Genomic DNA, 23,087 nt, shown 5'->3' with positions numbered 1-23,087 from the left:
CGTCCGCCCCGCGATGCACACGGGTCAATGCAAGGTGCGCGGCGCGCTCAGCAGGCAATCGGGGATCACGGCGTCGAAGGTCGCGCCCTCGTCCGTCACCATAAGGTAGCGCCCACCGAGCGTGCCCATGTCGGTTTCGAGCATGGTGCCGCTGGTGTATTGAAAGCCTTCCCCGGGCTTGAGGTGTGGCGTTTCACCAACGACGCCTTCGCCGTCGACGTAGGAAATCTTGCCGTTGCCGTCGACGATCTTCCAGTGCCGTTTGATCAACTTGGCCGCAGTGACACCGACGTTTCGAATGGTCACCGTGTAGGCGAAGACGTAGCGTTCGCTGCGAGGGTCTGACTCGGATTCGAGAAAGTGCGCCTCGACCTGAACGTCAATACCTTGACTCAAGTCTTCGCTCATGGGGGGGGTGCTCTGGGACGCGGGGCAGTGGGTGAATCCTAGGGCATCCCACAGGCCGGTGCGAGCCTGTGCACACGTTCACCCGCGCTGCGCTCGCTGGAGCGCACCGAGTTGTCGCGATAGTGCAGCATAGCCGTCCGGTGTGATCCGTTCTGCACGCGATCGGGGGTCCACGCCGGCAGCCGCGATGTGTTCGTCGTCGAGCAATCCCGATAGCGCGTTGCGCAGGGTCTTGCGTCGGGCGTTGAACGCGGTGGACACCACGGTGTGGAAGACATCGAGCGAACCGACGTCGAAGGGCGGCGTGGCGTGCGGCACCAGGGACACGACGGCCGAGTCGACCCGTGGCGGCGGGTCGAAGGCCGTGGGTGGCACGTCGAAACGCGGCACGACCCCGCAGTGGTAGCGCAGCATGACGCTCAGGCGACCATAGGCCTTGCTGCCCGGCGCCGCGGCCATGCGATCGACCACCTCCTTCTGCAGCATGAAGTGCATGCTTTCGACCACGGCCTTGTGTTCGCACACGTGGAAGAGCAGGGGGGTCGAGATGTTGTAGGGCAGGTTGCCCACCAGACGCAAGGGGGTTTCGAGGGACTGCGACAACGCCGTGAAGTCGAAGGCAAGGGCGTCTCCCTGGTGAACCGTCAAATCCCCGATGTCCGCCGCAGCGCGCGCCAGTCTGGGTACCAGATCGCGGTCGAGCTCGAGGGCATGCAGCGTCTTGCACGCCCGCAGCAAAGGCAGCGTCAACGCGCCGAGGCCCGGGCCGATCTCGACCAGTGCCAGCCCCCCGGCCGGGTGCACCTGGCGCACGATTCGGCTGACCGTTGCGGTGTCAGTGAGAAAGTGCTGACCGAAGCGCTTGCGCGGGCGGTGTGCGGGACGCTCGGTCACGGCGCGGTGTGCCGAGACAGACGGCATGCCTCTTCGACCGCGGCGACCAGGCTGAGGTGGTTCGCACGGCCGGTGCCGGCGAGCTCGAGGGCGGTGCCGTGGTCTACCGAGGTACGGATGATCGGCAACCCGAGCGTGACGTTCACGGCCTGCCCGAAGCCGGCGTACTTCAGGACCGGCAAGCCCTGGTCGTGGTACATCGCCAGCACGGCGTCCGCGTCGGGCAAGTGGTGAGGCGTGAACGCGGTGTCGGCGGGCAGCGGCCCGCTCAGGCGCAAGCCCTCGTCGCGCAGTGCCTCCAGCGCGGGTGTGATGACCTCGATCTCTTCGCGGCCGAGGTGTCCCCCCTCGCCGGCGTGCGGGTTCAGGCCGAGCACCAGAATGTGCGGTGAGGGGATGCCGTAGCGGCGTCGCAAGGCGTCGTGCAGCGTGCGGGTGGCGGCCTGCACCGCGGCGGCCGTGATCGCGTCGGCGACACGGGCGAGCGGCAGGTGGGTGGTGACCAGCGCGACCCGGAGGTCGCCCGCCGCCAGCAGCATCACCGGATCGGCACCGCAGGCCTCGGCCAGGTATTCGGTGTGGCCGGTGAAAGCGACGCCTGCGTCGTTGATCACGCCTTTGTGCACCGGTGCGGTCACCATCGCGGCGTAGTCGCCGCGCCGACACCCGAGCAGGGCGTGGTCCAAGGTGTCGAGCACGGCGCGGGCGTTGACCGGGTCAAGGCGACCCGCGGCTACGGGCCGAGGCGTGTCGATCGGCTCCACGACGACAGCGGCCTCGGGTGCGACCGAGCGCAACGGTGGGCAGGCCAGTCCCAGCGACTCGGCACGCGTCGCCAGCGTGCTGTGCGAGCCCACCAGCACCTGCTGACAGTCGCGTCGCTCGGGCAGAGCGAGGCAGATGTCCGGGCCGATGCCCGCGGGTTCGCCAAGCGTTACCGCGATGCGCACGGGGCCGCCACGCGGTCAGCTGGCATCGGGAAATTCGAGGTAGGCCTCGTCCCGCAGGCGTTTCAGGTAGCGGTCGGTTTCGGCGGCGAGTTTGCGCTGGGCGATGCGGTCGCGTGCTTCGTCGCGCAGGCGTGACTCGCTGACGTCCTCGATGCGGCGGTCGAGCACTTCGATCAGGTGCCAGCCGAACTGCGAGCGCACCGGCCCGCTGAGGCTGCCAATGGGCAGAGCGGCCGCGGCTTGTTCAAAGGGTTCAACCATGTCACCGGGACCGAACCACGGCAACTCGCCGCCGAGCACGGCGCTGGAGAAGTCCTCGGAGTGGCGCTTGGCGAGCTCATCGAATGATCCGCCGCGGCTGAGGTGGTCGCGGAACTCCAGCAGCTGCAGGCGCGTGGCCTCGTCGTCGCGAACCGGGTTGGGTTTGAGCAGCAGGTGGCGGGCGAGCGTCTGAGTGATTTCGACCTGGCTCTGCTCGCGCACGTCGGTCAGGCGGAACACGTGCACACCGGCGCCGTCGGGCAACGGCGGTGTGCTGTCACCGACGGCCATCTCGGCGGTCAGGGTGTTGAGCGGTGAGGGCAGTTGTGCCGCGGTGCGCCAACCGAGCTCACCGCTGTCGAACGGGATGCTCTCGCGCCGCAGCGTTTGCACCAGCGTCGCGGTGGTTGCCTTGCGTTCGATCAGCCCGACCAGCCGACGCACTTGACGTTCGAGTGTGGCGCGGCTGCGCGCGGTGTCGGTACGCGGGAACGGAATGCTGAACCGCTCCAGAGCGAACTGGGTTGCGGACATCAGGGAGCGGTTGTCCTCGAGGTACTCGTCGATTTCGTTTTCGTTGACCGCGATCGATGCGAGGATCACGCGCTCGCGCAGGCGCTGCAGCACGAGTTCACCTCGGATGTTCTCGCGCAGCGAAGACCAGGTCACGCCCTCGGCTTCGGCCTGGCGGCGAAAGTCGCTCAGCGACAGGTTGTTCTGTCGCGCGAGCTGCTCCATGCCGCGGTCGAGTGTGGCTTCGTCGACGGCGATGCCGAGCCGCTGTGCCTCCTGCGCCTGAAGTGAGCGCATAATCAATTCTTCGAGCGCGGCTTTGCGCAGCGATTCGCCTTGCAGGCGCGGGTTTTGTGCGCGTATCTGCTGGCTGGTCGAGCGCAGTTCGGACGCCGTGATCACGCCTTCATTGACCAGCGCAACGATGCGGTCGAGCGCCGCCACGGCGGGCTGCAGAGCCAGGAGGACGGTGACGGCGACCGCCAGGAAAAAAGAGTCGCGGCCACGCATCGTCGGGGGCAGCTCAGTAGGGATCTTGGTAGCCAAGAATAGCACGTTCGAATTGCTGCCCCACGCTGTTGCCGAGGCCGCCGAGGCCCTTGAAAATGATCTCGAGTGACACTTCGCTGAGGTCGTTCGTGCCCTCGCTCAAGTACGTGCGTGCACCGCCGCGAAACGCCCAACAGCAACTCTCCCAACTCACCCCGAGAAACTGTTCGATCGAACGGTTGTCGTCCAGGGCGTACTGCCAGCGGCCGAGCAAGGTCATGTCGCTGCGAATGCGGTGGGAGAAGGAGAGATCGGCTTGATCGAAACGGCCTTTGTCGAGCCGGTGGCCCAGGTTCACCAGGCTGTGGCCGTTGCGGTAGCGAAGATCGATGCCACTGCGCTCGAGTTCGCCGTTGTCCGGCGAGAGTTGAGCGGTCGCCCGCAGTTGCCAGTTTCGGATGCCACTGTAGACACCCTCGGCCACGATGTCCGAGCGCGTGCGTTCCGCGTCGTCGTCGTCCAGACCCACGGTTCGGCTATCGAAATAGAAGCTGCTGCCAACGCCGTAGCGCCAGACCTCGCGTCCCGCGCTGTCGGTGTGGCGGCTGCGCAACGCCAGCGAGAGTTGGTTGGCGTCCCCGATCCGGTCGCGGCCGGAGAAACGGTTCTCACGAAACAGCTGGTCGAAGCTGAAGTCGTTGAGGCCGCTGTCGAAGACCGGCAGGTCATCCTGGTCGACCCGCGACGCGTACAGGTAGAACGCGCGCGGCTCCAGCGTCGAGCTGCTGCCGTCGGCGTTCTGACGACGCAGTTTCACGCCGCCGTCGAGCGACAGGATCGGAACCGTGCGTTCGAGTCGCGTCGACTGATCGGGTGATGCGTTCTGCAGCCAGTACCGGGTGTGAGCGAGCGTCGCGGCCGCACTGAAGAAGCCCCACTGCCGCACCTGTTGGTAGGCGAGCCGCGGTCTCAGATCGAGTCGCACCGCGTCGATGGAGTCGTCGCGCTTGAGGTTGACCAGCTCGCTGTTAAGCGTGAGGCGCAGCGGGCCGGGCGGCTCCCAGAGCGTGCCGCCGAGCAGTAACTGGGGCAGGCGGCTGTAGGGCCGATCCGCCGCCGCCAGGTCGTCGTCGAGCGTCTGGTAGCTCTGCACCCGCAGCAGGCCCGCCAGCGAGTCAAGCTGGTAATGCACGTCCAGCCTGCGGTCGATGTGGATGATGTTGGCGATGCTGGCACGGGCACTGAGGTCCTTGAGGTAGTCCGGGTCCGAGACGTCGCCGAACGCGACCTCGGTGCGCACGTTGGCAAAGGGCCGCCCCTTCTGGTTCAACTCGACATGGCGCCGGACGTCGCCGAAATCGCGGTCGTCGAGGATGTCGTAGCGCAACTGCCAGTTCGAAGAGCGCGTCAGATAGCGAAACTCGCTGCGCAGTTGCAGGCCGCGTTTGCTCATCAGCCGTGGCGTGAAGGTCGCGTCCACGTTCGGTCGGATGTTCCAGTACCACGGCACGCTCAGTTCGAAACCGCGGTTGTCGGAGTTGCCGATTCGCGGGTAGAGGAAGCCGGTCTTGCGCGCGTCGCTCAGCGGCCAGCTCAACCAGGGCAGATACATCAGTGGCACGCCGCCCACCTCGAAGCGGACGTCGCGTGCCGTGCCGGTGTCGTTGTCGGGGTCGAGCTCGATCGACGAGGCGCGCAGGTTCCAGACGCGTTGGTCAGGCGGGCAGCTCGTGACGCTGGCGTCGGTCAGTGCGACGCGCTTGTCCTCACCCACGACCAGCGTTTTGGACTCACCGCGCAAGTAGCGTGTCGGGGTTGGCAATTCGAACCGGGCGCCGGAGACGCTGAGCTCGTCGTTGTCGAGTTGCGCGTCGAAGCCGTCGGCGCTGACGACAAGCCCGGGCGTGTGGATGGCGGTTTTGCCGGTGCTGCTGACCCGCAGCGTCTGCGTATCCAACAACGCGCGTTCGGTGCGCAGCACCGTGTCCTGGTACTGCAGCCGCACGTCGCCCTCGAGCGCCAGCACCCCTTCGGGCTCGCCGGACAGCGCGTCGGCCGTCGCGCTGAAGGGCGTGGTCGTGCCAGCGGCTGGCCCCGAGGCCACCGGCGGCAACTCAGGCGCCGGCACCACACATTCGATTGCCACGGCCTGCGCCGGCACCGAGAGCAGGCACAGCAAGCCGAGCCGAGAGACGAACGGAGCGGGAACGGTCAAACTGTCCTCGGTGGTGAGCGCCGTGGTGGGCGAGGGCCGGGTCGAGGCCGGGGCCCCGTGGCGCGCGCGCGGGACCGTTGATCTCAGCCAGTCGGATTGGCCAGAATGGTGGCGGATTCATCGAGAATGTAGCAGCTACCGGGGACAACACGTGCAGGTAACAGAACGGAAGGCTCCGCCGGTCGAGGCGAGCTGGCTGCGGCATATCGGGGCGGAATTCGAGCAACCCTACATGCGCGATCTCTCGGGGTTCCTCCGCCAGCGCAAGCGCGCGGGTGCGACCGTGTACCCGGCCGGCGCCGAGATGTTCAACGCGCTCAATGCGTGTGCCTTTGACCGCGTGCGGGTGGTTGTGCTCGGCCAGGATCCGTACCACGGGCCCGGTCAGGCTCACGGCCTGAGTTTCTCGGTGCGGCGCGGCGTCGACATCCCCCCGTCGTTGCGCAACATCTTCGACGAACTGCAGAGCGACCTCGGCGTCGCACCCGCCGCACACGGCGAGTTGCAGCACTGGGCGGACCAGGGTGTTTGCCTGCTGAACAGCGTGCTGAGCGTCGAGCGCGGGCGCGCGGGGGCGCACCAGGGGCAGGGGTGGGAGCGGTTCACCGATGTGGTGGTGCGGGTGCTGGCGGAACAGCGTGAACACCTGGTATTCATGCTCTGGGGCAGCTATGCGCAGAAGAAGGGCCAGTTCATCGACCAACAGCGTCACCTCGTGATCAAGAGCCCGCACCCTTCTCCGCTGTCAGCCTACCGCGGCTTTCTCGGCAGCAAGCCCTTCTCACGCTGCAACGCCTATCTCGAGCACACCGGGCAAACAGCGATCGACTGGGCGCTGCCCGACTAGCGCGATCGGCGGGCTGGCGGGCGGGCGCGGCGAACGGCTGTGGCGTGCGGCGGTCGCAGCGCTATCCTTCTGAAACCATCAGCCAATGGCGGCGACCTCGTGCCCTTCGACGACGACGGGGTCGGACCCCTGTGGAGACACCATGCCCGGCAGACCCAACCGATCACCCTTCTTCCCTGGCGTCGCCGCTGCAGTGCTGGCGGCGGGCCTCTGTGGCACGGTCGCCCGTGCCGACTACAGCACCCACCCCGAGGCCGCGGCGTTCATCGAGCGCATGCACAGCGCACACGGCCTGCCACCGGCCGAGACCCGGGCGATGCTCGCCGGTCTCGAGCGATACGATGCGGTGCTCGAGGCCATGGCACGGCCGGCAGAGAAGACCCTGACCTGGGCGCGCTACCGGCCAATCTTCCTCAAGCCGGACCGTGCCGAACAGGGTGCGGCCTTCTACCGCGAACACCGGGAGGCCATCGACGCGGCGGCGACGCGCTACGGTCTGCCGGCGGAGATCATCGCGGCGATCATCGGCGTCGAAAGCCGCTACGGCCGCTACAAGGGCAAGCACCCGGCGCTGCGTTCGCTCGCCACCCTGGCGTTTGATCACGCACCACGCGGACGGTTCTTCACGCGCGAGCTCGAGGAATTCCTGCTGCTCACGCGCGAGGAGGCGCTCGACCCGCTGACGGTGAAAGGCTCGTATGCCGCTGCGATGGGCATGCCGCAGTTCATCTCCTCGAGCTACCGGGCCTACGCGGTCGACGGCGACGGCGACGGCCGGCGAGACCTCTTCAACAACATCGAGGACGTGGTTCACAGCGTCGCCAACTACTTCGACGCGCACGGGTGGCGCGTCGGCGAACCGGTCGCGACGCGGGTCACTCCCGCGGGCGACGTGCAGGCCCTGGTCGATCAGGGGTACAAACCGTCGCTCGCACCGGCGCAGCTGGCGACGGTCGGCGTCGAGGTCGACGCGGTCCGGGGCGACACGGTCGCGCTGCTCGCACTCCAGGGGGCCGAAGGGGTGGAGCACTGGGTTGCTTACCCGAATTTCTACGTGATCACCCGCTACAACCACAGTCCGTTGTACGCGATGGCGGTTTTTCAGCTCGCACAAGCTATAAAGAGTGCCATGCCCTGACACTTGTGTTCGCGCGGTGCGTCCCGCCCCGCACGGCGCAGATCACGCCAACCAAGGTGAACCAGACCGATGCGCAAAGCCAACCCGCTCACGGCCGTCCTCGCACTCCTCACGTTGAGTCTGTCCGGCTGCTCGCTGTTGCCCGGCAACGAGTCCTTCGACGAGCTTGCCGACGGGCCCGGTCGCATCCTCCAGCCCGAAGAAGTGTTGGACGCGGTGCCGACCGACGAGCCCTTCGCCGATCTCGGCAACAAGAGCCCGTATTCCGTCAACGGCCGGTTCTACTACGTGATGGAAGACCCGACGCACTACCGGGCACGCGGGGTCGCCTCGTGGTACGGCCGCAAGTTTCACGGCCGCAAGACCTCCAGTGGTGAGGTGTTCGACATGTACAGCATGACCGCGGCACACCGAAACCTGCCGCTGCCGACCTACCTCGAGGTCACCAACCTCGACAACGGCCAGGTGGCCATCGTGCGCGTCAACGACCGCGGCCCCTTCGTCGATGACCGCCTGATCGACTTGTCCTATGCCGCTGCGATCAAACTGGGTCTCGCGGACGCCGGCACGGCCAATGTCGAAGTGCGCGCGATCACCGGTGACGAGATCGCCTCGGCCCGCGAGATCGCCGAGGCGGGTGCCGCCGAGGTGCGCGCCGCCGAGGGCGTCGAGGCGCTCGCCGCGACCGATCCCGTGACGTCGGCGGCTGATGCCGCCGTGGACGGTGCGGCGGACACCGAAGACGACACCGCCGCGGCTCTGTCGGCCGTGATCGCGTCGACTGCGGCATCGAGTGAGGCGACCGAGAGCGCCGCCGAGACTGCCAGCAGCGAAGCTGCCGTGCAGGCGGCAAGCACCACTGTGGCGGTCACCGCGACCGGCGACGCCAGCATGCGCGTGCTGCAGCTCGGAGCGTTCAGTCGGCAGGCCGGCGGTGAGAGCGTACGCAACACCGCGCTCGAGGCAGTGCCGGGCTCGGTGGTGCGCGTGTTGCAGGCGGACCGCGACGGCGCGCCCATCTACCGTGTGCGCCTCGGGCCGATCGCCGACAGCGACATCGATGCGGTCACGGCGGCGCTCGCCGAGGCCGGCATTACCTCGGTGACCGTGATGCCGGCGAGCGCGGCGGCAGGCGATTGTGTGGCGGGCTGCTCCTGAAGTTGTGACAATGGCGCCTCGCCCGTGACGCGTGGCGCCGACCGGTCGGCGTGCGCCGCGGCGGCGTCCTGACCCACCATTCTTGCAGACCGTTCCGATGACATGTTCCAGGGCCCCACTCGCGCTGTTCTGCGCCTGCCTCTGCACGGTGTTCAGTGCAGCGGCCGCCGCCGCCGACATCCTCAAACCGCTGCCGGCGCCGCCCGCGCTCTCGGCGAAGGCCTACGTGCTGATGGAGTACGAGTCCGGCCGGTTGCTGGTGGCGCACAAGGAAACCGAGCAACTCGAGCCGGCCAGCCTGACCAAGGTCATGACGCACTACGTCGTCAGCGATGAAATCGACAAGGGTCTGCTGGCCCGGGACCTGAACGTCACCGTCTCGGAGAAAGCCTGGCGCATGGGCGGGTCAAAGATTTTCATCGAAGTCGGCAAGCAGGTCAGCGTCGACGACCTGATCCGCGGCATGGTCATCCAGTCCGGCAACGACGCCAGCGTGCAGCTGGCCGAAGTGATCGCGGGCAGCGAAGACACCTTCGCCGACCTCATGAACCAGTACGCGACCCACCTCGGCATGCGTGACACGCAGTTCCGCAACGCGACCGGCATGCCGGACACCGAACACGTGACGACGGCGCGCGACCTCGCGACACTCTCGCGCGCGCTGATTCGCGATTTTCCCGATTCCTACGCCCTGCACTCGGAGCGCGAATTCGAGTTCAACGAGATCCGTCAGAAGAACCGCAACGAGTTGCTCTGGCGGGACCCGTCGGTGGACGGCCTGAAGACCGGCCACACCAAGGCCTCGGGCTACGGCTTGATTGCCTCGGCCGAGCGCGAGGGCATGCGGCTGATCTCGGTTGTGCTTGGCGCGGACAGTGCGCAGAGCCGCATCAGCGAAACCGCAAAACTGCTGAACTACGGCTTCCGCTTCTTCGAGACGCTCCGCCTGTTCAAGGCCGAAGAGCCGATGGACGAGCTACGGGTCTGGAAGGGCGCAGAGCGCACGGTCCCGGTCGGCGTGCTGGAGGAACTCACCGTGGCCATCCCGCGCGGCCACGGCGAGCAGCTCGAGAGCAACCTCGAACTGCGCCGCGGCCTGCAAGCGCCGGTGGCCACAGGTGACGAGCTCGGTGTGATCGTGGTCCTGTCCAACGGGGAAGTGCTGCTCGAGCAGCCGGTTGTCGCCCTGCAGGACGTCGCCGAGGGTGGGTTGATCGAAGTCGTGCGCGACAGCATATTGCAGGCTTTCGAATAGCGGTGAGGGGCCATGCGACACGACGATTCGCTGTTGGAGTTTCCGTGCGCGTTCGACGTCAAGGCGATGGGGAAGCCGGAGAACGGCTTTCGCGCGCTGGTGGCGTCGCTGGTTGGCCAGCACGTTGACGATCTGTCCGATGCAACTGTCACCGAAAGCCCCAGCCGGGGCGGCAAGTACGTGTCGGTCACCGTGCGCTTCGAGGCGACCAGCCGTGCCCAGCTCGACGCGATCTACCAGACCCTGACCGACGAACCGCGCGTGCTGGTGGCGCTCTGAGGCAGTGTCGTCGCGGTCGGATCTGGTAGTGCGTACGCTCGGTGAGCTGCGGTACGACGACGCCTTGGCACGGCAGCGGGCGTTCACGGATGCCCGCGGGCCGGACACGGCCGACGAGGTGTGGGTTGTCTCGCATCCGCCGGTGTTCACGCTCGGTCAGGCCGGCAAGCGGCACCATGTGCTCGACGCGGGTGACATCCCCGTCGTGCAGAGTGATCGCGGCGGCCAGGTGACCTACCATGGGCCGGGTCAGGTGGTGGTGTACACCTTGCTCGACCTGCGGCGGCACGGGCTCGGCGTGCGGGCCCTGGTGAGCGCGCTGGAGAACACGGTTGTGGCCGTGCTCGGCGACCACGCGGTGGTCGCGCAAGCCGACCCGTCGGCGCCAGGCGTCTACGTGAACGGTGCCAAGATCGCTGCGCTCGGCTTGCGTGTGAGGCGGGGCTGCAGTTACCACGGGCTGGCATTGAATGTGTCGCTTGATTTGCGCGTCTATGATCGCATTAACCCCTGTGGGTACCCGGACATGACTGTGACACGCACCCGGGACCATGGCATTGGCGCAACGGAAGCGAGCCTGGGCTCGGCGCTGGTTCGCCAGCTGGCGTGCACATTGGGCGTCGGTATCAGCCACGGAGACGACGGTGGGCGGGAACCGCGCACCACAGAGAGGATTGGGCATGAGTGACATTCTGCAGGGCAGCTTTCGTGGCATCCCGGTGGTGCAGGCAAAACCGGTCCGCTCTGGCCAGAAATACGCAACTGTTAACGGTTTCACTGCGATCAAGGACGGCGTCAAGCAGCGGCGCGACACGCCAGAGGAGCCCAGAGCAGAGGCACTCAAGAAGCCCGGCTGGCTGCGGGCGCGTGTGCCGGGTGGCGGCAAGTTCGGCGCGGTCAAGGACACGGTACGCACGCACCATCTGGCGACGGTCTGTGAGGAGTCCAAATGCCCCAACATCGGTGAGTGTTGGAGTGCCGGCACGGCCACCTTCATGGTCATGGGCGCCGTCTGCACGCGGGCCTGTCGGTTCTGCAGCGTCGACACCGGCAACCCGCGCGGCTGGCTGGACCCCGAAGAGCCCGAGAACACCGCGCGCTCGGTGGAGCTGATGGGACTGCGTTATGTGGTCATCACCTCGGTCGACCGCGACGATTTGCCTGACGGCGGTGCCGGCCACTACGCGGCCTGCGTCGAGGCGATCAAACGGCGCTGTCCTGAGACCGCCGTGGAAGCGCTGACGCCGGATTTCGACGGGCGTGAAGCGCTCGTCGAGTGCGTCGTGGATTCGGGCCTGGAAGTCTTTGCGCAAAACGTCGAGACGGTGGAGCGGCTGACACACCCGGTGCGGGACCCGCGGGCCGGTTACGCGCAAACCCTCGCGGTGCTGGCCCACGCCAAGGCGCACCGGCCCGCCGTCCTGACCAAGACCAGCCTGATGCTCGGTCTCGGTGAGACGGACGACGAAGTGCTGCACACCATGGACGACCTGCGTGATCGGTCGGTTGACATACTGACCCTGGGCCAATACCTGCGCCCCACCGCCAACCACCTGCCCGTCGAGCGCTACGTCCACCCCGATGCCTTTGCTGCGCTGCGCGAATCGGGGCTCGAGCGTGGCTTCCGCGAGGTCGTCGCCGGGCCGCTGGTGCGCTCTAGCTACCGCGCCGAACGTGTGCTCGACGGCAACAACGTCGGCTTGTGAACCGCGGCGTGCAGTCTGAGCGGCGGGTGACGGTCCGCGGTGTCTGATTTGCCGCCGCTGCGCGCCGAGCGCTCGCTCCGCCCCCCCGCGCGCAAGCCCTGGTGGCGCCGGCGTCGCGTCTGGTTACTGGGGTTCTCGCTGCTGGCCACAATAGCGTTGCTCGTGGTCACCGTGGTGGCCATGGAAGCGCTCACGGTCATGGATTCGCGCATCGTCAAGGCGATGAACGGGCCGAAGTGGGACATCCCGGCGCGGGTCTACGGTCGCCCGATGGAGCTCTACGTCGGTGGCACGACCACGCAGTCGCAGTTTGAAGGTGAGCTGACGCAGCTTGGCTACCGGCGTGACGAAGCGATCGGCCCCGGACGCTTCGATGTGCTCGGTTCACGCGTCCTGGTGCAGACGCGCGGTTTCCGGTTCGCCGACGGGCCCGAGCCGGCGCGGCGTCTGCAGTTCGATTGGGATGACAGCGGCCTCACCGCGATCGAGGACGGGCAGGGCGACCCGATTGATCTGGTCCGTCTCGAACCGCCGCTGATCGGCCGGATCTCGCCGGACGAAAGCGAAGACCGCTTGCTCGTGGGCCTGGAACACTTGCCCGAGACCCTGCTCGAGACCTTGCTCGCCGTCGAGGACTCACGCTTCTATACGCACCCGGGCCTGTCGTTGCGCGGCATTGTCCGCGCGATGCTGACCAACCTGCAGGCAGGACGGTTTGTCGCCGGCGGCAGCACGATCACGCAGCAGTTGATCAAGAACCTCTTTCTCACCAGCGACCGTACCCTCAAACGCAAACTCACCGAGTGGCCGATGGCGCTGCTGCTCGAGCGCCGCTACAGCAAGGACGACATCCTCACGGCGTTCATCAACGAGGTCTACTTTGCCCAGGACCGCAGCCGCGCCGTGCACGGCTTCGGCCTGGCGAGCCTGCACTTCTTCGGCGTGCCGGTGCAGGAGCTGCAACACCATCAGATCGCCCTGTTGGTCGGTCTTCTGAAAGGACCGAGCTATTACGACCCGGTCCGGCGGCCCGAGCGCGCCAGGGCCCGGCGCGACGTGGTCCTCAAGGTCATGCGGCGCGACGACATCATCGACCAGGCCGCGTTCGAGCGCGCACTTGCGCAACCGATCGCCGTGGCCGCCGGCCAGCGCGGTGCCTCGAACCCGGCGTTTCTGGACGTGGTGCGCGCCCAACTGCTGAGTGACTATGACCTCGCCGACCTGCAACAGGGTGGCCTCAGTGTGTTCACGGGCTTCGACCCCCGCGTGCAACGCGAACTCGAAGACGCGGCAGCGTCGCGCATGGCGGTGTTCGACGCCGCAGAGCAGGCGGGCGGCAGTGAACTGACGCCGCTCGAGCTGGCGGCAGTGGTGACGTCGGTGGCGAACGGTGAGGTGCTCGCGGTGCTCGGCGGGCGCTCGCCACGTTACGCGGGCTACAACCGGGCACTGTCGGCGCGGCGGCAGATCGGGTCGCTGGTCAAACCGGCCGTGTACCTCACGGCACTGATGCAACCCGAGCGCTGGCACCTCGCCTCTCAGCTGCTCGATCAACCCACCGAGGTCGCGCTGGCGAACGGCACGGTCTGGACGCCGGAAAACATCGACGGCGAGAGCGCCGGGCAGGTCAGCCTGCTCGAGGCGCTCACGCGTTCGTTGAATCAGGCGGCGGTGTCTCTCGGCCTCGAAGTCGGGGTCGAGGCGGTGCTCTCGACCCTGCGGCGCCTCGGCGTGGACCACGATCTGCAGCCGCTGCCGTCGGCCTTGCTCGGTGCGATCGAGCTGACCCCCTTGGAAGTGGCCCAGGTCTACCAGACCCTCGCGTCCGACGGGTTCAGTACCCCGCTTCGCGCCATCCGCTCCGTGGTGTCGCGCCAGGGAGAGGTTTTGCAACGCTTTCCCCTGCGGGTGCGCCAACAGATCCCGCCCGACGTGCTGCACGTGTTGCAATACGCGTTGCGCAACGTCATGCGCGAGGGCTCCGGTCGTCGCGCCTACTGGCGCCTGCCCGAGCGGACCGAGCTCGCCGGCAAGACCGGCACCAGCAACGCGTTGCGCGACAGCTGGTTTGCCGGTTTCGGTGGCGACTACCTCGGCGTGGTCTGGATCGGGCGCGACGACAACACCAGCGCCGGCCTGACCGGCAGCCGGGGTGCCCTGAGTGTCTGGTCGGCGGTGTTCGACCAGCTCGGTGAGCGCGGCTTGGTCAACGCAGAACCCTCGGGCGTGCAGTACCGCTGGGTGGACCTGAGTTCAGGGCGTGCAATCGATGCGAATTGCGAAGGTGCGCGGTATATTCCCTTCGCGACGGGGAGCGAGCCGGGGCCCCCTGCACGGCGCCGGCTGTTCTCCCGGTGTCCCTGATCCAACCCGGCTTGCCAGCACATGAACAGCACCCCCTCTGCCGTGCGCCTCGCCGCACTCGTCGTCTCAGCGGCCTGGCTCAGCAGCTGCGCGGTGCCAAGCGAGCGCGCGGTGGTCGTGCCCACGACCCCGCAAACCGCCGTTGAACCCGCGGTTGGCGCCGACCCGATCGAGTCGGTGGTGCCCACGCGCTCGACAACGCCCGCGCCGCCGCCCATCCCGGCCGCCGAGCGGCTCAAGGCGCAGGCCGCTGCCGCCTACGACGCGGGCGACTTTGCGCGCGCGCTCGTGCTACTCGAACGCGCGCAGCGAATCGCGCCGCGCGACGGCACCATCTACCTGGACATGGCCACGGCACACCGGGCAGACGGGCGCAACGCGCTCGCGTGCCAGTTTGCCCGCAAGGGCCTCTCCGTGCCGGTCAGTGGGGAAGTGGCGGATGCCCTCGAGGAACAGCTCGACCCCTGCTAGCACGCCGCTCAGCGGCGTTGCAATTCCGCGAGTTTTCGGATCATCGCAACGCGGTCGGCGTTGGCGCCGAAATCGCGAATGCCAAGCCGTGACGCACTGCGAATCGCCACCGTGCCGTGGTCGCGTTGCCACAACAGTTCGAGGTCGTCACGGTAGTTCATCAGCGGCGTGCGTGACTCGAAATGCACGTAGTCGCCTTCGCGGGCACGCTGTGTGAAGCCGGGCAGGGAGCCGATCGCGTCCAGCAGGCCCTGCCAGTCGCGCTCACTTGCGTCCTCGAAGGCGATCGCGTCGATCGCGTTCGGGTCGACGGCGTTCGACGTGACGCAGTTGGTGGCGCGCTTGCACACCGCGAGCCCGTTTTCCACGGCGCCGCCAGCAGCCGTCTTGCTTGACAACACCGGCACGATCAGCGCCCGCAGCAGCGACCACACGATCAACGGTGTGATCAGGATGATGATCACGGTCTTCATGGGCTCAGCCGATCGATCTGCCAGCCGCTGTGCAGGCGTTGGTAGAGGAACCGGTCGTGCAGTCGGCTGGTGCGCCCCTGCCAGAACTCGAAGCTTTCGGCGCGCAGGCAGTAGCCACCCCACCGGGCGGGCCGCTCGATCGGACCGCCGTGGGCTTCGGCCTCGAAGGTCGACACGGCGTGTTCGAGCGTGGCGCGGTCGGCCAGCACCTGGCTCTGGTGCGAGGCCGCTGCGGCGTGTTGGCTGCCCGCCGGACGCGAGGCGAAGTAGCTGTCGGCGGCGCTGTCGGGCAGGCGGGACACCGGCCCGGTAATGCGGATCTGACGGTGCAGAGTGGCCCAGTAGAACAACAGCGCCGCGCGCGGGTTGGCCTGCAGTTCACGGCCCTTCCGGCTCTCGGTGTCGGTGTACCAGCAGAAGCCGTCCTCGTCGAAGTGCTTGAGCAACACCACACGCGCCGAGGGCACGCCATCGGCGTCAGCCGTGGCCAGGGTCATGGCCGTGAAGTCGTATTGCCCCTCGGCGTTGGCGGTTTCGAGCCAGTGTTCGAACAGCGTGTGCGGGTTGTCGGGCAGCTGGTCTCGGGTCAGTTCGACCGAGCCGTAGTCGTTGCGGGTGTCGCGTTGGTCTCGCATGGCGGGTGTCGGCGGTTCGACGGAGAGTGTGGGGCCCCGCAGTGTACACGGCTGCTCCGCGAGGCACCTCGGGTTGCTAGAATCGCGGGCGATTCAGGTCCCGACAACCGCCCCCGGAGAGTGCCATGCCCTCATTCGACATCGTGTCCGAGGTGGACGCCCACGAACTTCAGAACGCCATCGACCAGGTCAACCGCGAGATCGGCAACCGCTTCGACTTCAAGGGCGCTGACGCCAGGGTGGAGCTCAACACACCCACGCTGACCCTGTCTGCGCAAAGCGATTTCCAGGTCAAGCAGATTCGCCCCATGCTGTACGAACGGCTGGCGAAGCGCGGTATCGACGTCCAGTGCCTGGACGAGGGTGCAGTCGAGCCCACCGGCCAGCGGGCGCGTCAACTGATCACGGTGCGCGAGGGGGTCGACAAGGACCTGGCCCGCAAGGTCGTCAAGCTGGTCAAGGACAGCAAACTCAAGGTGCAGGCTGCAGTCCAGGGTGACCAGGTGCGCGTCAGCGGCAAGAAGCGTGACGACCTGCAGAAGGTGATGGCGGTGATCCGCGGGGCCGAACTCGGGCAACCGCTGCAGTTCAACAACTTTCGCGATTGAACCCTTGCCGGTGTCGGCCTGAGCGCGTAGTCTGGCGCCGTTCTCGGGGCGGGGTGGAATTCCCCACCGGCGGTGAACGCACCGGTGGCACAGGTCGCCGTGTGCGGCAGCCCGCGAGCGCTTCGACCGAACCCCTTGGGTTGGTCGAAGGTCAGCAGATCCAGTGAGACTCTGGAGCCGACGGTGAGAGCGCGAAGGGCGCCCGTGCAGCGGGTGCGCTAGTGCGCTCCGACAGTCCGGATGTGAGAGAACGCCGCGCCGATCCGGCGCGCCGCGCGTGCGCGCGGCGTGCGGTCGTGAGCGGCGCCGCCCCGTTGGTTTTCGCAACACGGGGCGCACACATGTCACTTCACAACGCCAACATCGCCTTCATCCGGGCGCGCTGGCACGCCGAGATTGTCGATCAGGCCCTGGTGGGTTTTCGCGCGCGGGCAGCCGAACTCGGCCACCCTGATTCCGGGTTGCGTGTCGTCGACGTGCCGGGTGCCTTCGAAATGCCGCTGATGGCCAAACGGCTCGCCGCCACCGGCGAGGTCGACGCGGTGGTCGCCGCCGCCCTGGTCGTCGACGGCGGCATCTACCGGCACGATTTCGTCGCCAGCGCGGTGGTCGACGGCCTGATGCGTGTGCAGCTCGACACCGACGTGCCGGTGTTTTCGGTCTCGCTCACGCCCCACCACTTCCACGACGGCGAGTACCACCGCAACCAGTTTCACGCCCACTTCGTCGATAAAGGGCGCGAGGCCGCGAACGCCGTCGACGCCCAGCTTGCGGCCCTGGCCGCGCTCTAGATGCTGTCGTCACGAGCCGGATAATCGGCTGTAAACGGCGCGGGCGTCGTACGTCGTACGTCGCACGCTTTGCTGCGCTTCCGCTGCTGGCCTGTACCAACACGTACACTGCGCTGCGGTTCTCGCAAATCGTTCCACGCCGGCGCTGTTTTCGCTCGAGTCTTCAACTCGTGACGACAGCATCCAACAAGCTGTCTCAGGACTGCGTGTGCTGCTGTAGCCAGCGGTCGAGGTGGTTGGCGAAGCGTTGGCGGTCGGCCGGGCTCAGCGGGGCGGCGCCGCCGGTGTCCACGCCGCTGGCGCGCAGGGTGTCCATGAAGTCGCGCATCTGCAGGCGGGCGCGGACGTTGTCGGCGGTGAAGGGCTCACCGCGGGGGCTCAACCCGGTGGCGCCGCGGGCAACGACGTCTGCGGCGAGCGGGACATCCGCGGTGATCACGAGGTCACCCGGCTGACACCGCTGCACGATTTCGTGGTCGGCGACGTCGTAACCGCGGGGCACCTGCACGCCGACCACGTGCGCGGAGCGCGGCAGCGGCAGGGCGTGGTTGGCGATGAACACAGTGCGCATGGCGCAGCGTTCGGCGGCGCGGCACAGCAGCTCGCGCAGCGCGACGGGACAGGCGTCGGCGTCCACCCAGATGGTGCGCTGAGGGGCGTGGTCGTCGGTCACGGTGCTGGGGACACGCGGTTCAGGGGCCGGCGCATGTCAGTTGGCCCCGGCAGTGCGCACGGCCCGGAGCAGGGCGCCGCCGTAGAGATCGTAGCGCGTGTGCGCGGAACGCAGGTCGCCACTCGGTGCGGGCCCGGTCAGGCACGGCGCGGTGCGCGGCCGCTTGACCACCACGCGTCGGGTGGCGACGTTCAGGGCGACGTCGAGCAGTTGGTCGCTGTCGGTGTCGGCACCCGCGAGGAGCTGCAAGCGCTGCATCGCGCGGGCGTTGGCGGCGGTGTGCTTGCTGCGGGGGTACATGGGATCGATGTAGACCACCTCGGGTGCGTCGAGCTCGGGTGCGGCCAACAAGGCGATGGCATCGCCCTCGACCACGGTCATGCGCTCGGCGATGGCGCCGGTGTCCGGGTGCGCGCGCGCCTCGGCCAGGGCCGTGCGCAGTGCCGTGGCCGCCTCGGGCACGCGTTCGATCAAGGTCACGGTGCAGCCGAGCGACGCCAGCACGAAGGCATCGGTGCCGACGCCTGCGGTCGCGTCGACCACGCGGGGCGCCGGCGTGCCCCGCACCCCGACAGCGCGCGCCAGCGGTTGCCCGCGGCCCCCGCCGAACCGGCGCCGGTGCGCCATCCGCCCACCCACGAAATCAACCGTGAGCGGCTCCCCGGCGTGGGGCCTAATCGGGGCGACCCTTGGTGTGGCGGATGTCCTTGCCGTGCACCAGATACACCACGTACTCGCAGATGTTGTTGGCGTGGTCGCCGATCCGCTCGAGGGCCCGGGCGCACCAGCTCACTTCGAGGATGTTTCGGATTTCGCGCGGGTCTTCCATCATGTGCGAGATCAGCAGGCGGGACAGCGAGTCGTATTCGCGGTCGATGTCGCCGTCCTGCTTTGCCGTGCGCAGTGCCGCGTCCACGTCCATCCGGGCAAAGGCGTCGAGCGTGTCGCGCAGCACCGCCTTGACGTGCTCGCCGAGGTGCCGGAGCTCGGCGTAGTAGGCCGGTCGGCGCGGCTGGGTCGAGAGCGACACCGACACGCGACCGAGTTTCTGTGCCTCGTCTCCGATGCGCTCGAGGTCGGTGATGGTCTTAATCACCATCAGCACGAGGCGGAGGTCGGAGGCGGCCGGCTGCCGCAGCGCCAAGACCTGCGTGCACAGCTCGTCGATCTCGACTTCCATGCCGTTGACCTGGTGGTCGGTGTCCAGCACTTCCTGGCCCAACTCGCTGTCGACGTCGAGCAGCGCCTTGAGCCCGTTGGCGACCTGCTGTTCGACCAGGCCGCCCATCTGCAGCACGCGGTTGCGCACGTCCTCGAGCTCTTCGTTGTAGCGGTGCGAGGTGTGTTGGTTGAGGTTCAAATTGTCGACGCCGACTCTGTCCATCAGCCGAACCGTCCTGTGATGTAGTTTTCAGTCAATTGGTGACTGGGGTTGGTGAAGATGTCGTTGGTGGCGCCCACTTCCACCAGGCGCCCGAGGTGGAAATAGGCCGTTCGGTCCGACACCCGCGCGGCCTGTTGCATCGAGTGTGTGACGATGGCGATCGAGTAGTTCTTGCCGAGCTCGTCGATGAGTTCCTCGATTTTCGCCGTGGCGATCGGATCCAGCGCAGAGCAGGGTTCATCCATCAGGATCACCTCGGGGCTCACTGCGATGGTGCGCGCGATGCAAAGGCGCTGCTGCTGACCGCCAGACAGGCCGGTGCCGGGCTTGTCCAGGCGATCCTTGACCTCACTCCAGAGGCTCGCACGGCGCAGGCTTTGTTCGACGATGTCGTCAAGTTGCGATTTGCTTGAGGCAAGCCCGTGAATCCGGGGGCCGTAGGCGACGTTGTCGTAGATCGACTTGGGAAAGGGGTTGGGCTTCTGAAAGACGATGCCGACGCGGGCACGCAGCAGCACCACGTCCTGCGATTTGTCGTAGATGTCCTCGCCGTCCAGCGTGAGCTCGCCTGACACGCGGCAGCTCTCGATCGTGTCGTTCATGCGGTTCAGGCAGCGCAGGAAGGTCGACTTGCCGCAGCCCGAGGGGCCGATCATCGCCATGACCTCGGTCTTGCCGAGGTCCAGGTCGACCCCGTGAATCGCCTGCGTTTCGCCGTAGTGCACGTCGACCGCTGACATGCGCATCTTGGCGTCCTCCACCCGCACGTTGCCCACCGTGCCGTCAAACTGTTCCAACTGACCTTCGAGGTCGGGTGCGGCGGACTCGGCGTGGGCGGCCGGGGTCAGAGGCGCTGTCTCGGTATACGTGGTCATGCGAGAACGTCCGGTGGGGTGGTGCGCGGCTACCAGCTGCGCTCGAAACGCTTGCGCAGGTACACGGCAAACGCGTTCATCATAATCAAAAAGACCAACAGGACCACGATGGCCGCCGACGTGCGCTCGGTGAAGGCGCGCTCGGGGCTGTCGGACCAGAGGTACACCTGCACGGGCAGGACCGTGGCCGGGTCCGTGACGCTGGTTGGCACATCGACGATGAACGCCACCATGCCGATCATCAGGAGCGGCGCCGTTTCGCCGAGCGCCTGGGCCATGCCGATGATGGTGCCGGTCAGGATGCCGGGCATCGCGAGCGGCAGCACGTGGTGGGTGATCGCCTGCATGCGCGACGCACCGAGCCCGAGCGCCGCGTCGGCAATCGACGGCGGCACCGATTTGATCGCGGCGCGGCTCGCGATGATGATCGTCGGCAAGGTCATCAGTGACAGCACGATGCCGCCGACCAACGGCGCCGAGCGCGGCAGGTGCAGGAAGTTGATGAACACGGCCACGCCAAGCAGGCCGAAGACGATCGAGGGCACAGCGGCCAGATTGTTGATGTTGACCTCGATCAGGTCGGTCAGGCGGTTACGCGGTGCGAAGCTCTCGAGGTAGACCGCCGCGGCGACGCCGATCGGGAACGACAACAGGAGCGTCACGATCAGGGTGTAGAAACTGCCCGCCAGCGCCCCGCGGATGCCGGCGAGTTCGGGTTCGCGCGAGTCGCCGCGTTCGAAGAAGGTCCAGTTGAAGCGGGTGGCAATGCGGTCCTCGGCCTCGAGTTGATCGAGCCAGCCAACTTGCACATCCTTGAACCGGCGGTCTTCCTCGGGCACCGCTTGCAACGCGGGGTTCTTGCGGTAAGTGTCGAGGTCGTCGTCCGCGAGCACCCAGAGCGAATAGGTCGTGCCGATCAGCGCAGGGTCGGCCTTCACGCGGTCGGCCAAGGTGAACTCGGCCTGCGCACTGACGAGCTGGTACAGCGCCCGTTTCTGCTTGCGGTTCGTGACGTTCGGGAACATGTCCCGCAAGCCTTGTTTCACGGCACGGCCGTAGCGCGCCTTCGCGATGTCCTCGGCACCGGCGTTGTCAGGCAGGCGCAGCACGTCGGGCATGAGCGGCACGTCGATCTGCACGTAGGTCGAGGTGAACGCCGGTAGCGCCTTGGTGATGATGTTGCCAAGCAGGAAGACGAGAAAGACGCCGCTCGCGACCACCGAGGCGAGGCCCCAGAGCCGGAAGCGTCGCTCGCGCGCGTAGCGCCTGGCGAGTCCTGCACGGACGATTGCAGTGGTGGTCGACATGCCGCGTTACTCGTACTGCTCGCGGTATTTGCGCACCACATGGAGTGCGAACACGTTGAGCAACAGGGTGGTGAAGAACAGCATCAGGCCCAGCGCGAACGCCGCGAGGGTTTTGGCCGAGTCGAATTCCTGGTCGCCCGTGAGCAGGGTCACGATCTGCACCGTGACGGTGGTGACAGCCTCGAGCGGGTTGATCGTGAGGTTGGCCGATAGCCCAGCTGCCATCACCACGATCATGGTTTCGCCGATGGCGCGGGACGCCGCGAGCAGGATCGAGCCGACGATGCCGGGCAGCGCCGCCGGGATCACGACCTGGCGGATGGTTTCGGACTGGGTCGCGCCGAGGCCAAAGGAGCCGTCGCGCATGGCCTGGGGCACGGCCTTGATCACATCGTCTGACAGCGAGGAGACAAACGGGATGATCATGATGCCCATGACCAGGCCGGCCGCGAGTGCGCTTTCCGAGGCGACGTTCAGCCCGATCGACTGACCGAAATTGCGGATCGCGGGCGCCACGGTCAGCACGGCAAAGAAGCCGTAGACCACTGTCGGTATGCCAGCCAGGACCTCCATGACGGGTTTGGCGACCGACCGCACGGCGCTTGGCGCGTATTCGGACAGGTAGATTGCCGACATCAGGCCGATCGGCACCGCCACGATCAGCGCGATGGCGGAGATCAGCAGCGTGCCGACGAAGAGCGGGATGGCCCCGAACGACCCGGAGGCGCCGACCTGGTCTTCGCGGATCGCGGTCTGCGGGCTCCAGACCGTGCCGAAAAGGAAGTCGGTCGGCGGAATCTGACGGAAGAACTGCAACGCTTCGAACAGCACCGACAGCACGATGCCGAGGGTCGTGAGAATCGCGACCGAGGCGCTCGCGGTGAGCACGCCGAGCATGAATCGCTCGACGCTGATGCGCGCGCGCAGGGATCGGGTGATGCGCATGCTGGCGACCGCGGCGCCGGCGATGGCCAGCGCCAGGGCCAGCACCGTGCGCAGGGTGCTCGAACGGACTTGCAGCGCTTGGTAGTGCTCGGCCAGCGCACGCGTGTTCTCGTCGGTCTCCGTGTCGAGCTTGCCACTCTCGAGCAGGTTCTTGGCCTGGTTGAGCAGCAGGTCGACGTTGGTCGCCGCAGCCGTGCTCGGGTCGATTCGCGAGGCCACCTGGCGGTCGATCACCGGGCCCTCGAGCACGCCCCAGAGCACGAGCAGGATCAATGCAGGCACGACACACCAGATTGCCGCCAACGCGCCGTAGTAGCTGGGCAGCGAGTGGAGCTGGCTGACATTGCGCCAACCGCCCACGGTCCGGAGTGAGCGGTGTTTGGCGTAGAGGTAGGCCGCGACCGTCAGTCCGAGCAACAGCAGGATCAAGGAGTAGAGGGTCATGACT

At 67.2% G+C, this 23,087-nt stretch carries 24 protein-coding genes and 1 riboswitch; of the genes, 11 read left to right on the top strand and 13 right to left on the bottom strand.

Translation table 11 applies throughout. The annotated features are described in order from the left end of the window. Window positions 1–24: 24 nt before the first annotated feature. The 5 genes from apaG to lptD form a co-directional block, all read right to left on the bottom strand. Complete coding sequence (gene apaG, locus AAGA11_03365) at window positions 25–408, bottom strand: Co2+/Mg2+ efflux protein ApaG (GenBank protein ID MEM9601876.1); 384 nt, start codon at window positions 406–408, stop codon at window positions 25–27. A gap of 78 nt (window positions 409–486) precedes the next feature. Further along, on the bottom strand, window positions 487–1,302 hold the full coding sequence (gene rsmA / locus AAGA11_03360; protein MEM9601875.1) for a 16S rRNA (adenine(1518)-N(6)/adenine(1519)-N(6))-dimethyltransferase RsmA: 816 nt from the start codon (window positions 1,300–1,302) through the stop codon (window positions 487–489). Further along, window positions 1,299–2,252 (bottom strand): 4-hydroxythreonine-4-phosphate dehydrogenase PdxA, encoded by a 954-nt coding sequence (gene pdxA / locus AAGA11_03355; protein ID MEM9601874.1) that lies wholly within the window; start codon window positions 2,250–2,252, stop codon window positions 1,299–1,301. Before pdxA ends, rsmA begins: the two co-directional genes overlap by 4 nt. Before the next feature lie 15 nt (window positions 2,253–2,267). Then, window positions 2,268–3,536 (bottom strand): peptidylprolyl isomerase, encoded by a 1,269-nt coding sequence (locus AAGA11_03350; protein ID MEM9601873.1) that lies wholly within the window; start codon window positions 3,534–3,536, stop codon window positions 2,268–2,270. 13 nt (window positions 3,537–3,549) lie between these two features. Beyond that, on the bottom strand, window positions 3,550–5,730 hold the full coding sequence (gene lptD, locus AAGA11_03345; GenBank protein MEM9601872.1) for an LPS assembly protein LptD: 2,181 nt from the start codon (window positions 5,728–5,730) through the stop codon (window positions 3,550–3,552). A gap of 151 nt (window positions 5,731–5,881) precedes the next feature. On the opposite strand from lptD, the gene ung reads away from it, so the two are divergent. From ung to AAGA11_03300, 9 genes are all read left to right on the top strand, one after another. After that, window positions 5,882–6,577 carry a uracil-DNA glycosylase gene (gene ung, locus AAGA11_03340; GenBank protein ID MEM9601871.1) on the top strand — a complete coding sequence of 232 codons (696 nt, stop codon included), beginning with the start codon at window positions 5,882–5,884 and terminating at the stop codon, window positions 6,575–6,577. Window positions 6,578–6,719: 142 nt separating this feature from the next. Continuing rightward, window positions 6,720–7,715, top strand: coding sequence for a lytic murein transglycosylase B (mltB, locus tag AAGA11_03335; GenBank protein ID MEM9601870.1), 996 nt, complete (start codon window positions 6,720–6,722; stop codon window positions 7,713–7,715). Between the two features lie 69 nt (window positions 7,716–7,784). Beyond that, window positions 7,785–8,873: a septal ring lytic transglycosylase RlpA family protein gene (locus AAGA11_03330; protein MEM9601869.1), complete on the top strand. Its 1,089-nt coding sequence runs from the start codon at window positions 7,785–7,787 to the stop codon at window positions 8,871–8,873. A 97-nt stretch (window positions 8,874–8,970) separates the two neighbouring features. Then, window positions 8,971–10,128, top strand: a complete 1,158-nt coding sequence (locus AAGA11_03325; GenBank protein MEM9601868.1) for a D-alanyl-D-alanine carboxypeptidase family protein — start codon at window positions 8,971–8,973, stop codon at window positions 10,126–10,128. 12 nt (window positions 10,129–10,140) lie between these two features. Next, the gene (locus AAGA11_03320; protein MEM9601867.1) at window positions 10,141–10,407 is read left to right on the top strand and encodes a DUF493 domain-containing protein; all 267 of its coding nucleotides are present in this window, start codon (window positions 10,141–10,143) and stop codon (window positions 10,405–10,407) included. A gap of 28 nt (window positions 10,408–10,435) precedes the next feature. Further along, entirely contained in the window at window positions 10,436–11,095 is a 660-nt protein-coding gene (lipB, locus tag AAGA11_03315) for a lipoyl(octanoyl) transferase LipB (GenBank protein ID MEM9601866.1), read from the top strand. Further along, window positions 11,088–12,113, top strand: coding sequence for a lipoyl synthase (gene lipA, locus AAGA11_03310; GenBank protein ID MEM9601865.1), 1,026 nt, complete (start codon window positions 11,088–11,090; stop codon window positions 12,111–12,113). Before lipB ends, lipA begins: the two co-directional genes overlap by 8 nt. A gap of 39 nt (window positions 12,114–12,152) precedes the next feature. Then, window positions 12,153–14,477, top strand: a complete 2,325-nt coding sequence (gene mrcB / locus AAGA11_03305; GenBank protein MEM9601864.1) for a penicillin-binding protein 1B — start codon at window positions 12,153–12,155, stop codon at window positions 14,475–14,477. Window positions 14,478–14,498: 21 nt separating this feature from the next. Further along, window positions 14,499–14,948, top strand: coding sequence for a hypothetical protein (locus AAGA11_03300; protein MEM9601863.1), 450 nt, complete (start codon window positions 14,499–14,501; stop codon window positions 14,946–14,948). An 8-nt stretch (window positions 14,949–14,956) separates the two neighbouring features. Here the strand turns inward: AAGA11_03300 and AAGA11_03295 are convergent, their stop codons facing one another. Next, window positions 14,957–15,421: a DUF1499 domain-containing protein gene (locus AAGA11_03295; protein ID MEM9601862.1), complete on the bottom strand. Its 465-nt coding sequence runs from the start codon at window positions 15,419–15,421 to the stop codon at window positions 14,957–14,959. Continuing rightward, window positions 15,418–16,056: a pyridoxamine 5'-phosphate oxidase gene (gene pdxH / locus AAGA11_03290; GenBank protein ID MEM9601861.1), complete on the bottom strand. Its 639-nt coding sequence runs from the start codon at window positions 16,054–16,056 to the stop codon at window positions 15,418–15,420. Before pdxH ends, AAGA11_03295 begins: the two co-directional genes overlap by 4 nt. A gap of 125 nt (window positions 16,057–16,181) precedes the next feature. Between pdxH and AAGA11_03285 the strand changes: the two genes are divergently transcribed. Together AAGA11_03285 and AAGA11_03280 are read left to right on the top strand one after the other, a co-directional pair. Further along, window positions 16,182–16,664, top strand: a complete 483-nt coding sequence (locus AAGA11_03285) for a YajQ family cyclic di-GMP-binding protein (protein MEM9601860.1) — start codon at window positions 16,182–16,184, stop codon at window positions 16,662–16,664. Window positions 16,665–16,699: 35 nt separating this feature from the next. Beyond that, a riboswitch (FMN riboswitch) is annotated at window positions 16,700–16,920 on the top strand. An 85-nt stretch (window positions 16,921–17,005) separates the two neighbouring features. After that, on the top strand, window positions 17,006–17,455 hold the full coding sequence (locus tag AAGA11_03280) for a 6,7-dimethyl-8-ribityllumazine synthase (protein MEM9601859.1): 450 nt from the start codon (window positions 17,006–17,008) through the stop codon (window positions 17,453–17,455). Window positions 17,456–17,651: 196 nt separating this feature from the next. Here AAGA11_03280 and AAGA11_03275 read toward each other — a convergent pair whose 3' ends face one another. Genes AAGA11_03275 through pstC form a run of 6 tightly spaced genes read right to left on the bottom strand, consistent with a single transcriptional unit; the run spans window position 17,652 to window position 23,083 of the window. After that, complete coding sequence (locus tag AAGA11_03275; protein ID MEM9601858.1) at window positions 17,652–18,128, bottom strand: YaiI/YqxD family protein; 477 nt, start codon at window positions 18,126–18,128, stop codon at window positions 17,652–17,654. Between the two features lie 36 nt (window positions 18,129–18,164). After that, entirely contained in the window at window positions 18,165–18,806 is a 642-nt protein-coding gene (locus AAGA11_03270; protein MEM9601857.1) for a class I SAM-dependent methyltransferase, read from the bottom strand. After that, window positions 18,802–19,512 carry a phosphate signaling complex protein PhoU gene (gene phoU / locus AAGA11_03265; protein ID MEM9601856.1) on the bottom strand — a complete coding sequence of 237 codons (711 nt, stop codon included), beginning with the start codon at window positions 19,510–19,512 and terminating at the stop codon, window positions 18,802–18,804. The genes AAGA11_03270 and phoU overlap by 5 nt, the downstream gene beginning before the upstream one ends. Further along, window positions 19,512–20,387 carry a phosphate ABC transporter ATP-binding protein PstB gene (gene pstB, locus AAGA11_03260; GenBank protein MEM9601855.1) on the bottom strand — a complete coding sequence of 292 codons (876 nt, stop codon included), beginning with the start codon at window positions 20,385–20,387 and terminating at the stop codon, window positions 19,512–19,514. Before pstB ends, phoU begins: the two co-directional genes overlap by 1 nt. 29 nt (window positions 20,388–20,416) lie before the next feature. Beyond that, entirely contained in the window at window positions 20,417–21,694 is a 1,278-nt protein-coding gene (pstA, locus tag AAGA11_03255) for a phosphate ABC transporter permease PstA (protein ID MEM9601854.1), read from the bottom strand. Window positions 21,695–21,700: 6 nt separating this feature from the next. After that, window positions 21,701–23,083: a phosphate ABC transporter permease subunit PstC gene (gene pstC, locus AAGA11_03250; GenBank protein MEM9601853.1), complete on the bottom strand. Its 1,383-nt coding sequence runs from the start codon at window positions 23,081–23,083 to the stop codon at window positions 21,701–21,703. Between the last annotated feature and the right edge of the window lie 4 nt (window positions 23,084–23,087).

Source organism: Pseudomonadota bacterium, from assembly GCA_039196715.1.
Lineage (GTDB): Bacteria > Pseudomonadota > Gammaproteobacteria > CALCKW01 > CALCKW01 > CALCKW01.
Note: the sequence above shows the minus strand (reverse complement) of the source record. Positions and strands in the feature narration are given on the sequence as shown.

Coding starts and splice junctions, on each gene's coding strand:
- apaG (MEM9601876.1), bottom strand. CDS start 408: ATGAGCGAAGACTTGAGTCAAGGTATTGACGTTCAGGTCGAGGCGCAC.
- AAGA11_03350 (MEM9601873.1), bottom strand. CDS start 3,536: ATGCGTGGCCGCGACTCTTTTTTCCTGGCGGTCGCCGTCACCGTCCTC.
- mltB (MEM9601870.1), top strand. CDS start 6,720: ATGCCCGGCAGACCCAACCGATCACCCTTCTTCCCTGGCGTCGCCGCT.
- AAGA11_03330 (MEM9601869.1), top strand. CDS start 7,785: ATGCGCAAAGCCAACCCGCTCACGGCCGTCCTCGCACTCCTCACGTTG.
- AAGA11_03325 (MEM9601868.1), top strand. CDS start 8,971: ATGACATGTTCCAGGGCCCCACTCGCGCTGTTCTGCGCCTGCCTCTGC.
- AAGA11_03320 (MEM9601867.1), top strand. CDS start 10,141: ATGCGACACGACGATTCGCTGTTGGAGTTTCCGTGCGCGTTCGACGTC.
- lipA (MEM9601865.1), top strand. CDS start 11,088: ATGAGTGACATTCTGCAGGGCAGCTTTCGTGGCATCCCGGTGGTGCAG.
- AAGA11_03300 (MEM9601863.1), top strand. CDS start 14,499: ATGAACAGCACCCCCTCTGCCGTGCGCCTCGCCGCACTCGTCGTCTCA.
- AAGA11_03295 (MEM9601862.1), bottom strand. CDS start 15,421: ATGAAGACCGTGATCATCATCCTGATCACACCGTTGATCGTGTGGTCG.
- pdxH (MEM9601861.1), bottom strand. CDS start 16,056: ATGCGAGACCAACGCGACACCCGCAACGACTACGGCTCGGTCGAACTG.
- AAGA11_03285 (MEM9601860.1), top strand. CDS start 16,182: ATGCCCTCATTCGACATCGTGTCCGAGGTGGACGCCCACGAACTTCAG.
- AAGA11_03280 (MEM9601859.1), top strand. CDS start 17,006: ATGTCACTTCACAACGCCAACATCGCCTTCATCCGGGCGCGCTGGCAC.
- phoU (MEM9601856.1), bottom strand. CDS start 19,512: ATGGACAGAGTCGGCGTCGACAATTTGAACCTCAACCAACACACCTCG.
- pstB (MEM9601855.1), bottom strand. CDS start 20,387: ATGACCACGTATACCGAGACAGCGCCTCTGACCCCGGCCGCCCACGCC.
- pstA (MEM9601854.1), bottom strand. CDS start 21,694: ATGTCGACCACCACTGCAATCGTCCGTGCAGGACTCGCCAGGCGCTAC.
- pstC (MEM9601853.1), bottom strand. CDS start 23,083: ATGACCCTCTACTCCTTGATCCTGCTGTTGCTCGGACTGACGGTCGCG.